Raw genomic sequence first — 11,349 nt, forward strand, 5'->3', positions numbered from 1 at the left:
TGCAGTTTGCTCTGCAGGCTTTTTCATTCATCAATAAAACTGGGCTAACAGCAGCAATGTCAGTGTAACGGTTATCGCTCCGCCGATTCTTGTGGATACCTGAGCAAACGGCATGAGCTCGAGGCGCTCGGCGGCGCTGAGAATGGCGATGTCCCCCGTTCCGCCCTGACCTGAATGGCAGGCATTGATAATCGCGGTTTCGATCGGGTACATGTTCAGCCACTTTCCTGTAAAAAAGCCGACGGCTATCATCGTGATCACGACAGATACGATCGTAATAATATTGGCAATATTAAAAGCAGCGATCAGCTTGTCCCACGGTGTCATGGAGACGCCAATGGCAAAAAGCAGCGGATATGTCACAGCAGTTGAAAAGAAACGTGACACGCCGTAGGCGCCGTTTTCCAAATTCGCCGGAGCCAAACGAAACAGTTTCACGGCAACAGCCAAGAGAAGCATCATGACGGGTGCTGGAAATCCGAACAAGTCATGTGAAAGCATACCGACCAAATATAATGAGACGGCAAGAATGCCTCCCGATGCAAAGTGGGAAAGGTTAAAAACGCTTTCTTTGTCTTTGTCGCGGCTTTCAAGCGGCAGTGCGTCCCCACTTTCGAAACGGTCGACTTTTCCGTTGCCTGTCCATTCAGGCTTTTTCTTCCCCATTACATTTAAAACCCCGGACAAAATGACAGCGCTTAAGCTTCCGAACATAATGGAAGGAATGACAAGTGCAAAAGCTTCCCCTTGTGACATGTGCATGATTTCCGAATAGCCGATGGACAGCGGAATGGCTCCCTCGCCAACCCCTCCGGCCATGATCGGAATCACAATGTACAGCAGCGTATGCTGAAATCCGAGGCCGAGCATTGTACCAACTGTCAGACCGACTGCCGCTGCGGCAATTGTCCCTGCGATCAGCGGAATGAAAATTTTAATGAACGCCCTGACCAGCGTTTCTCTTTTCATCCCTAAAATGCTTCCCACTACAATGGCTGAGATAAACAAATAAAGAAAGTTTGAGTTTTCTGTAAATTCAGTTGTTGATTTGATAATGTCATCGGGAATGAGATGGTAATAGACGATAGCTGAAGGAATAAATGTCGCAAGTATAGCGGCACCGCCGACAGAACGAAGAAGCGGCAGCGACTTTCCGATTTGGGCGAAGGTGAATCCGAAAAAGCCCGTAACCGCAATAGCAGTTAAAATGTCGCTTTTCAGATCGTGCATATAGACAAACGTCACAATCAAAGCGAAGAGCAGCAAGTATACGGGCAGCGGAATGATGCCGATTTTAACATTCATTGCTCTTGCAAAAAAATTTTCATCCGGTTCTTTCGTTGTTTGAATCGGTATATGTTGTACCTTTGGTTTTGCTTCCATTTTCTTTCCCCCATCCTTTTTGTTATCCCTTTGCTCTGAGTTATTTAACTAAATTAAGTATACTAAAAAAATCAAAATTCAGACAACCGTGCAGGAAGACCTAGCTGTTTTCACATGATGATCTAGAGCGGGTCCATTTGGTTAAAGACGTGTCTGGACACTGTTTAATGGCCTTGTGCAGGCTTTTTTTGATGCGGTAATTCCCGAATCTCCTTTTACTGGAATCAAAATCGACACAAAAAAGCTGTCAATCCGTCAAAAATAAATCAAACATTTAGGAGCAGAGACCTTTTTTCCTGTGTGAACCGTTGATACATTCAGCTCCCGTCTCCGAAGAGACAGAGGACGTCTGCGACAAAAGATTCAATCTTGAGGTGGCATATATGTGAAGGGTTATCAACGTGAGCCTTATGGATTTTTTGGAAGAGAGTCTATAGTCTTATATTTTTCGCGTTTAAAAGACAATTAGATATGTTTTTTTATTATTTTTAAGGAAATTTAGGTCTAAAGGTGGTAATATATTCGAGTGCAAAAGAATGAAATGAAGGAAAATTTTAGAGAAACCATTCCCGAAGGGTTTTTTATCAGCACATAAGGAGAAGAAAATGGAATTTATCTTACACTGCTATCCCGTCGCAATGATTGCCCTTATTCTCATCGGTTTTTTGGGATCTTGGATGAATCCGCGTTTCAAGAAATTTTTAATCATATTGTGTCTTATGACGAACGGCGTGTATATTGTTTGGCGGTTCGGCTATACACTGCCTGTCTCTCGCCCCGCCGACATCGTGATGGGCGTGATCCTGATTGCAACTGAATGTATCGGATTTTTACAGCTCTTGGTCTTTTATACGCTAGTATGGAAGGAAAGGAAGCGGGAGCCGGAAACGCTGGGCGATCAAGACCATTGGCCGAGCGTTGATATTCTCATTGCAACTTATAACGAGGAGCGCCATGTGCTGAAAAAGTCAGTGGCAGGCTGTCTGAGCCTCGACTATCCAAAAGAGCTTGTCAACATTTATTTGTGTGATGACGGAAGGCGGACGGATATTCAAAAACTGGCTGAGGAACTTGGCGTTCATTACGTTACAAGGCCAAACAATGAGCATGCAAAAGCGGGGAATTTAAACCATGCGATGAGCTGCTCGAACGGGGAACTGATTGTGACGATGGATGCCGATATGGTTCCGCTCCCTTCATTTTTGCAGAAAACTGTCGGCTATTTTAAGAAGGAAAAAGTGGCTTTTGTTCAAACGCCGCAGGCCTTCTATAATGAAGATCCTTATCAGTACAACTTATTTTCCGGTGCGAACATTCCGAATGAGCAGGACTTTTTTATGCGCAGGCTCCAGGCCGGGAAAGACCGTTTTAATGCCGTCATGTACGTCGGCAGCAATACGGTTTTCAGAAGAAGCGCTTTGGAGGAAATCGGCGGTTTTGCGACAGGCGTGATTACGGAGGATATGGCAACCGGAATGCTTTTGCAAACGAAATTTAAATCTGTTTTTGTCAAGGAAGTGCTTGCCGTCGGTCTCTCGCCGGAAACGTGGACGGATCTTTTGAAGCAGCGCGACCGCTGGTGCAGGGGAAACATTCAGTGCGGAAAGAAGTGGAATCCGCTTTTCTTAAAAGGTCTTACACCAATGCAGCGCATTCTTTATTTTGACGGTATTCTCTTTTGGTTTTTCGGCGTTTTTAAGATGGTTTACATCCTGGCGCCGCTCTTGTTTTTGCTGTTTGGCATACATAGCTTAAAGACCGATTTGTGGTCGATCACCTCGTTTTGGCTGCCTGCGTTTTTAGGTTCTTACCTTTCATTTAAAGCCGTTTCGGACCGGCAGCGCAGCATGAGCTGGAGTCATATTTACGATACATCGATGGCGCCGCACATGGCGATATCGGCTTTGTCGGAATTCATTTTTAAAAAGCGGTTTGATTTTAAAGTCACACCGAAGGGCGTCAACACAGATCGGCGAAAATTCAAATATACGACGGCGCTGCCGTGTGCGATTCTGCTTGCAATGACGCTGTTTGCTCTCGGGAAAATTCTTTATGAACTTTGGTTTCTGCATACTTTTGATATGAACGTCACATCGTATCATTTATTTTGGGCTCTCTATAATATGACGGGACTCATACTTGCGCTGCTCGTTGCCTTTGACAGGCCGAGATTTCGAAGCTCTGAACGGTTCACAGTCAACAAGCCGGCGGCTTTTTCCACCGTTTCTGGCGATGAGCACGAATGCGAACTGATCGATGTGAGCGACACGGGCGCGCGTATCAGGCTGCCTTATCAGGCTGATTTGCACATGTACTATCATGTGGACGGTCTGATCATAGATGCGGTCGGAAAAGTGCCGGCTAGGGTGATGTGGACGACAAAAGACGAGGCAGACATTGAAATCGGGCTGCACTTCAAAGAGATGGACAAGGAACTGTATGTGAAACTGATCGGTTTTATGTTTAATGAAGAAAATGCAAAAAAGGCCGACCGGGAAAAGCGGGCTGATACGTTGTCAACAGTGCTGCGCTTTTTCATGAAAACAGAAAAAAGCCCGGATGCATTCAAGAGAAAACACGTCCGCGAGGCCTTTCAAGGTCTGGGAACACTGCTGTTTCCCGATGATGCAGAGAAAGGCGCCCACGAGATCATGATTAAGGACATCAGCTTGTCAGGCTGTCAGATTGAATCCGGCGTCCCCCTTGAGATGAATGAACATGTGTTGGTTTCTATCAATGAGAAGGATCTGGATCAGCGGTTGGCGCTCGTCTGCTGGATAAAGAAGCGGAGAAAGCGGTACACAGCGGGAGTGAAATTTATAGATGGATATGCGGCACAATCCATAGGAGACCCGGTAGCATAAGCTGCGGGTCCTTTTTTGTCAACGGTCTTCCTGTACGGTCCGCCCGTTTTCGAATTTCATACTTTGATTCAGCATGTTTTCTTTAGCTGTTATCTTTATGGGCTGAATTTTAAGGACAACGGTTTTGCTGCCTAAACTCGATCTGTACTTTTCAACATGTGTTTTGTGAAGCGGAGTACTGTAGTATCCTGGTACGTATTTGTCGAGAAGAGCCTGCATCGCGGATGTTGCTTCATCTAAGTCTGTGATGATTGACGCTGTGCCGAAAAGAATGACACTCATATAAGCGGTATCGGTTTTAGCGGGAATGGGATGAACCATTGTTCCATATTGTTCGCTGACTGTGAAACATACGTTAGGATTTTCTTGCAGCATGTCCATTTTCCGTCCCTCTGATGCACCGTGAAAGTAAATGTAACCGTTTTTCCAGACGAAATTCAAAGGGATGACATATGGATATTCATCTGTGGACATGCCGAGATAACCGGTTTGCGCTTCTGTTAAAAATTGATCAATCTTTTTTTCATCTGTGCAGACAAGCTGTTTTTGCCGAATGGAATGAGCCATCACATTCACGCTCCTTTTTATTATTAAACTGATTTTAAGTTGTTATTGTCCCTTTAAAAAGAGACAATAATAGAAAACTTGATGAGGTCAGATGATGATAGAGTTAACGCCTTTACTCAATAAACAGCTTAAAACACCTCTGTATATACAGCTTTACGAATATATCAAAAAAGAAATAGAGGCCGGCGGCATCCCAGCGGGAGCTCTTTTGCCGCCGATCCGCTATTTATGCGAACATTTGCATCTAAGCAAAAATACAGTTGAAAGCGCCTATCAGCAGCTCACTGCAGAAGGCTATACAGAAAGCAGGCCAAGGATCGGCATCAAAGTGCTTCCCTTGGAGAAAACACTGATGCCGCCTAGTCAATTGAAGATTCATACCAATCGGGAACAAAAAGACACAGGACAAGCTTCAGCGGCAACATATGATTTTAAATATGGTGATATCGATTTAAGCCATTTTCCATTCAAAACATGGAGACGTTGTCTGCAGAATGCAATGGACAGTGGAGATCATGACTTATTTTTGTATGGCGATCATAAAGGCGATTTCGGCCTTCGCACGGAATTGGCGAAGTATTTATTTCAGGCAAGGGGTGTGCGCTGTGTACCGGAGCAAATTGTGATCTGTTCCGGTACGCAGTATGCAGTCGGACTTCTTTGCCAGCTGCTCTCAATGCACGGCCGATTGGTTGCGGCGGAAAATCCGGGATATGATGGTGTGCGTTCCGTTTTCCTCAACCATGGATGTGAACTTCAGCCGATTGGTCTCGAGACAGACGGGATCAATTTGTTTCAGCTTGCTGCAAGCCGAGCCAAACTCGTTTATATTACGCCATCTCATCAGTTTCCGTATGGAATGGTCCTGCCGGTACAGAAGAGGCTGAAATTGCTTGAATGGGCAAGCCGTGAGAATGCCTACATTATCGAAGACGACTATGACAGTGAATTCCGCTATCAGGGCAGGCCTATTCCATCTTTAAAAGCGCTTGATAAAAAAGAAAAAGTCATTTATTTAGGGACTTTTTCAAAGTCATTTCTTCCGGCAGCGAGATTGAGTTATATCGTTCTGCCTTCAAAGCTGGCGGATGAATTTCAAGAAACGCTTGGCCGCTACAGCCAGTCCGCTTCACCCATCATTCAAAAAGCGATGTTTATATTTATGAAAGAAGGTTTTTTCGAAAGACACATCCGTAAAATGAAAAAAGTATATCAAGAAAAGCACAAAACATTAATATCGGCCATTAAAACGCATTTCGGAAATGACATGGAAATCATCGGCGAAAAAGCGGGGCTCCATATTTTGATGAAGACAGACCGACATGCACAAGACCTCATACATAAAGCGGAAAAACTCGGTGTGAAAGTTTATCCGGTATCAGATTTCTGGCTTGAGCTACATAAAAGCAGCTCTTCCATCGTCATGGCGGGATTTGGGGGGCTTTCTGAAGCGGAAATTGAAGAAGGGATCAGCATACTGCGTAAAGCTTGGCTTTCATCATCAAAGCAGGAACGGTGAAAAATGCTCGTTCCGAAACCGATATTAAAAAGGATTCAATAGATAGAAAGCGGGAATACTTGTGAAAAAAACGAAACTGCTCATTTTGCTGCTTATGTTGATGGGAATGCTGTACGGGTGTTCCAGTCATGAAGCAAAAGGAGAGGAAAAAACAGAACCAAATACGGCTCAAAAAGCGGCAAAACAATCAAAACAGCAGGCGGAGCAGGATCCATCCTCCAAGTGGATCAAAGTGAAGGGCCCCGCCCGCATTCCGATTCTCATGTATCACAGCATTTCCACAGGAAACAGCCTGCGCGTACCGGAGGCGGAGTTCCGCGGACATATGAAATGGCTGAAGGATAACGGCTATTACACACTGACACCTGAAGAAGCCTATATTGTCTTAACACAAGACAAAATGCCGAGTGAAAAATGCGTGCTGATTACGTTTGATGATGGTTATACAGATAACTTTGAAAAAGCGTACCCGATTTTGAAAGATTATGAGATGAAGGCGACAATTTTCATGATCGGTAAATCGGTCGGCAGAAAAAATCATTTAACCGAAAGCCAAATGAAAGAAATGGCCGAACACGGTATTGCCATCGAAAGCCATACGATCAATCATGTCGAATTGAACGGACTTGCTCCAGAGCAGCAGCTGAGTGAAATGACTCGTTCCAAAACATTGTTTGACGGCATGCTTCAGCAGAACACAACCATGCTGAGTTATCCAGTTGGACGCTATAATGCCGAAACGCTCAAACAGGCTGAGAAGGCGGGGTATCAAATGGCGGTGACGACAGAGCCGGGGGCGGCTGCTAGGGATCAGGGGATGTATGCGCTGCACAGGGTCCGCATCTCGCCGGGAATGTCGCCGGACGCCTTTGGAAGAATGGTGGAGCACAGCATACAATAGGAAAGACGGCATTTATCATGATGCCGCTTTCTTTATTTTTTTTCATTTTGGTCCGTCGGGCTCATGACAAGCCGCAGATTTGGACGCATACCTTCAGAGGTTCGGCGGTTTACCGGCTGCCCGGGTGCGGTTTCGATGACCCTCAAAAATCCGGTCGGCGCAGCTGCCTGGCGGATCAATATTCTGCTTTTCGGTGCCGCTTTTGTATAAGATCTTTTGTTGCTCTTGTCAAAAAAGAATGAATACAAAATAAACAGAGCCAATAAAACCAGTAAAAAAATCATCTGGAAAAAACCCTCCTTATTGTGAATGTCTTCTTTTAATATCGAACAAGTAGGTGCAAAGTTTTATATATTTTGTAACAGAATCGATTAATTGTGACTTTTAAATCGTTTGAAGAGCGGGAATCTGCTGTCTTTACATCATTCCCAATCGGAAGTCTGGTTAAACAACTGGATTGATGATGGCGTATTTGGAGTTAGATGGTGAATGAATGATGAAGTGAGATGGCTGGAACATACCCGGCTGACTGCAGCAAGAACTGCATACAGCCTAAGGGTCCGAGCAGAAGATAGGGAAAGGCAGCCCGTGGGTCTTAACAGCCGCCGCCATCACCGCCGCCGCCACAATCTCCGCCGCCACCGAAATCACTTCCGCTGTCGCCGGATGAATCAGGACCCCCGACAAAGAAAGTTGAAGAGCTGCTGCCGCTGTTGTTTCCGTCGGACGGCGCCATGGCGGCGTAGAGGAAGAATCCCACCAGGATAAAACCGATCATTCCAACAATCATATGAAAACCTCCTAACCAATATGACTTCTGTTTTACTACGAACAACGGGCCAAAAAGTTTCGGAAATCTGTAAAATTATAGTAACACAAAAAACGGCTAGACGCCGTTTTTTTACTGCCTGATCAATTTGGTCCGAACTGCACTCGGCATATCGCCGGGCTGTACTTCTTCCCATGTCTCAACGTATTTTCCCTTCGCGTGTACCTTTAGGTAGGCGTTTTTTCGAAGGGAGGCGCTGGAGGAGAATGTAATTTCTTTTTCCTTCCCAGTGTCATTATATCCTTCCAGCGTGTACTCATAGCGGCCCGGACTCAAGTGCTTTCCGTCTTTGTTGATTTGGACATACACGCTTTCTTTCTTCACAAGTGGATTGAACCTGTCTGTCACCTCATGATGAATTAATAGAAATGCACCGATGCATACAACAGCCAAACCGGCTGTAATCAGAGAAATTGTTTTTTTCATATTTTATCACCTTAAAAATCCTTTTAATTTTTTCAAATAGCTTTTTCGAATGATCATAAAGAATAATAGTTGGAAGGTCAGAAATCCGCCTATCGTCATCAACACCGGAGCTGCAAAATGACCAAGACTCTGCGCCTCGAGCGTCTTCATCGCAAAATACGTATGAACTGCTGCAAGAGCGAACGGAAAGAAGAACAGGATGGCCAATTGAATCGTCACGCTCTGCGACATTTCCTTTTCGCTCAGGCCGATTTTTGCAAGCGACCGATAGCGCTGCTGATCTTCTTCAAGATCGGTAAACAGGCGGAAGTAGAGAAAACTTCCGGATGCCATAAAAAAGAGAACCGCAATAAAAAGGCCGATAAACAGACTCAGGCTTGGAAGCTGAACAGTTTCAAAATAAGTACTGGCCTTTGCGTCAAATTGAAATCGGATATTGGGAGCTTTTTCTCTAAGATCTTTTTCCAGTGATTGGATCATATCAAGGCTCTCTTTCCAGCGGTTGTAGTTATAGCCATACAATGTGACGAATTCGCCTTGTTTTTTCAGCTTTTCGAAGGTTTTGCCGTTTACGACAACGACGCTGTTTAACAAAATGAGCGGTTTTTTAATACCTTTCACTTTTAGGCGTTCATTTGCCGGCTTCGAATCTTTGTTTAACATGTTCAAGGTCTCGGGAATTTCCGGCTTTTCTTTCGCCTCGATGGCGTTCGGATAATACATCGCCTCGCCGTCTTTCAGTTCGCCGGAATCTGACTTAAAGTGCTTTTGGAATTCGCCTTCAGAGGTCAGGAGCACCCAGGGTCCCTGGCTATAGCTCATATAAATTCCTTTTGTCACTTCCTTTTCATATGAAAAATGTCCGTCCTTCAACTTTTGTTCCATCAGCTTAACGTGTGTCTGTTCCTTTTGGTTCCCGCTGTATAATAAGTACTCTATCTCATATTGAGAATCCAATTTTCCGATGGAAGTCTTGGAAATCACCAATGTGCCAGTGGCGGTAAAGGCGACGGCTGAAATGATGCAAACGAGAAAGAACAGACGGGCATTATCGTTCAGCCGATAGACAAGATCGGATACCCAAAGCACGTTTTTTCCGCGCAAATAAAATGACTTCCGTTTTTTTAAGAGCCGCAGCAGCCAAATGCTGCTTTGGCGAAAGAAGAAATAAGTCCCGATGATCGTCAGAATTAAGATCGTGACGGCTTGGGGAAAATGGATGTCGGCGAACAATACGAGCCAGTAGCCTGAGCCGAGGCAGCCGATGCCGATGACCGAAAAGATAACAGACGGTTTTGGCTCAGGTTTTATTTTCCCTGTGCCTTTGATCAGCTTGGTAACGGTTTTTGATTTAATAAACAAAACCGTAAATTGCGACAGCAAAATAAACAGCATGAGAAAGCAGGCGGCTGTGAGAGCCAGCGCTTTCCAAGGCAGATACAATGGCAAAGCGTCCATTTCCAAAATATAAGCGCCGATCGTAAAAAATGTTTTTGCAAAAACCAGACCGCCGATGATCCCTGTAACGATCGAGAGCACGCCGATGATGATGTTTTCTGCGGTAATCAGCTTCCTCAATTGACCCGGAGCGATTCCCTGGATGGTGAGGATCCCGAATTCCCTGCTTCTCGACTTGAGAAAGGCGTTGACGGAATAAAGCACAAACAGAATGGAAAAGGCGAAAATCATCCATTCAGCCACCGATAATCCCCGCTTTGCAATGGTGTTTAAGTAGCCTTTCTCTAAAGCGGGGTGGAACAAAAGCATCGCAAATGTGAAAAAAACCATCACTGAAAACGCGCTGCTTAAAAAGAAGGCAAGGTAGGCTCTTTTATTCCGGACGACGTTTTTATAAGCGAACTGAAGAAAGGTCATTGGCGTTTCCTCCCAGCATGGACAGCACATTCAGTATCTCTTCATAAAATATTTGGCGGTTGGCGCCGCGGTGGATTTCGTTGAATAATGTTCCGTCTTTAATAAAAATGACGCGCCGGCAATAACTTGCGGCAACAGGGTCATGCGTGACCATCAATATCGTGGCATTGTCGTTTTCATTAAGATGCTGCATCGTTTCCATTACGTCTTTTGACGCCTTCGAATCGAGGTTTCCTGTCGGTTCGTCGGCGAGGATGAGAGCGGGCTGATGAATGACGGCTCTTGCGATGGCCGCCCGCTGCTTTTGTCCGCCGGATACTTCAAACGTCCGTTTATTCAGAAGTTGTTCGATGCCGAGTTTTTCAGCAATCGCCTGAAGTTTATCTTCCATGACGGAAAGCGGTTTATTTTCAAGCGTTAAGGGCAGCATGATATTTTCACCGATCGTCAGCGTATCCAGCAAATTAAAATCCTGGAATACGAATCCGAGCTGTCTGCGGCGAAAGTGGGCAAGCTTGGCCCTCTTCAGATGATGCGGATTTTCTCCGCGAATCAAAATGTCGCCGGAATCGGGGCGGTCAATCGTCGAAATGATATTGAGAAGCGTCGTTTTTCCGGAGCCGGACGGCCCCATGATCGCCGTGAACTCACTGCCCTCGACATTGAATGAAATATCTTTTAAAGCCTGATGAGAGACTTGTCCTTTATATGTTTTATTGATGTTTTTAACGATCAGCATGTCTGTCATGATATCCTCCTTTTGCGGTGCTTTTTAGGGGTGCCCGCTTCCAATATGTTGCGATTCTTCACATCCACTCCAGTGCCCATTCGGAATGCTGAATGGCCGGTGTGCAGAAGCAAAGTATGGCGGGCCTCGTTTTTTGTTCAGCGCGTCGATAATGACGAACAAAAAGGAAAAGATCATGTAGAAGCGCTGAACAAGTGACGTTTATTTGGGCGATCAGATGGCTGAGGGTCCGCCTGC

The 11,349-nt window shown here is 45.2% G+C and carries 10 protein-coding genes; 3 read left to right on the forward strand and 7 right to left on the reverse strand.

The genetic code is table 11. From position 1 onward, the window contains the following. Window positions 1-30 precede the first annotated feature (30 nt). The gene (locus M1E03_RS01065) at window positions 31-1,383 is read right to left on the reverse strand and encodes a 2-hydroxycarboxylate transporter family protein (RefSeq protein WP_020453456.1); all 1,353 of its coding nucleotides are present in this window, start codon (window positions 1,381-1,383) and stop codon (window positions 31-33) included. A 605-nt stretch (window positions 1,384-1,988) separates the two neighbouring features. Here M1E03_RS01065 and M1E03_RS01070 point away from each other — a divergent pair. Beyond that, entirely contained in the window at window positions 1,989-4,247 is a 2,259-nt protein-coding gene (locus tag M1E03_RS01070) for a glycosyltransferase (RefSeq protein WP_020453455.1), read from the forward strand. Between the two features lie 18 nt (window positions 4,248-4,265). On the opposite strand, the gene M1E03_RS01075 is transcribed toward M1E03_RS01070, so the two are convergent. Further along, on the reverse strand, window positions 4,266-4,814 hold the full coding sequence (locus tag M1E03_RS01075; protein WP_458110625.1) for a pyridoxamine 5'-phosphate oxidase family protein: 549 nt from the start codon (window positions 4,812-4,814) through the stop codon (window positions 4,266-4,268). 91 nt (window positions 4,815-4,905) lie between these two features. Between M1E03_RS01075 and pdxR the strand changes: the two genes are divergently transcribed. Further along, window positions 4,906-6,333, forward strand: coding sequence for a MocR-like pyridoxine biosynthesis transcription factor PdxR (pdxR, locus tag M1E03_RS01080; protein WP_458110626.1), 1,428 nt, complete (start codon window positions 4,906-4,908; stop codon window positions 6,331-6,333). A 94-nt stretch (window positions 6,334-6,427) separates the two neighbouring features. Then, complete coding sequence (locus M1E03_RS01085) at window positions 6,428-7,234, forward strand: polysaccharide deacetylase family protein (protein WP_458110785.1); 807 nt, start codon at window positions 6,428-6,430, stop codon at window positions 7,232-7,234. 32 nt (window positions 7,235-7,266) lie between these two features. Here the strand turns inward: M1E03_RS01085 and M1E03_RS01090 are convergent, their stop codons facing one another. From M1E03_RS01090 to M1E03_RS01110, 5 genes are all read right to left on the reverse strand, one after another. Then, on the reverse strand, window positions 7,267-7,518 hold the full coding sequence (locus tag M1E03_RS01090; RefSeq protein WP_020453451.1) for a hypothetical protein: 252 nt from the start codon (window positions 7,516-7,518) through the stop codon (window positions 7,267-7,269). Between the two features lie 311 nt (window positions 7,519-7,829). Beyond that, window positions 7,830-8,024: a hypothetical protein gene (locus M1E03_RS01095; protein WP_020453450.1), complete on the reverse strand. Its 195-nt coding sequence runs from the start codon at window positions 8,022-8,024 to the stop codon at window positions 7,830-7,832. Between the two features lie 111 nt (window positions 8,025-8,135). Next, window positions 8,136-8,489: a YxeA family protein gene (locus M1E03_RS01100; RefSeq protein ID WP_023856937.1), complete on the reverse strand. Its 354-nt coding sequence runs from the start codon at window positions 8,487-8,489 to the stop codon at window positions 8,136-8,138. 6 nt (window positions 8,490-8,495) lie between these two features. Continuing rightward, window positions 8,496-10,364 carry an FtsX-like permease family protein gene (locus M1E03_RS01105; protein ID WP_458110627.1) on the reverse strand — a complete coding sequence of 623 codons (1,869 nt, stop codon included), beginning with the start codon at window positions 10,362-10,364 and terminating at the stop codon, window positions 8,496-8,498. Continuing rightward, complete coding sequence (locus M1E03_RS01110) at window positions 10,339-11,112, reverse strand: ABC transporter ATP-binding protein (protein WP_020453447.1); 774 nt, start codon at window positions 11,110-11,112, stop codon at window positions 10,339-10,341. Before M1E03_RS01110 ends, M1E03_RS01105 begins: the two co-directional genes overlap by 26 nt. Window positions 11,113-11,349 lie beyond the last annotated feature (237 nt).

Source organism: Bacillus sp. PK6-013, assembly GCF_054161445.1.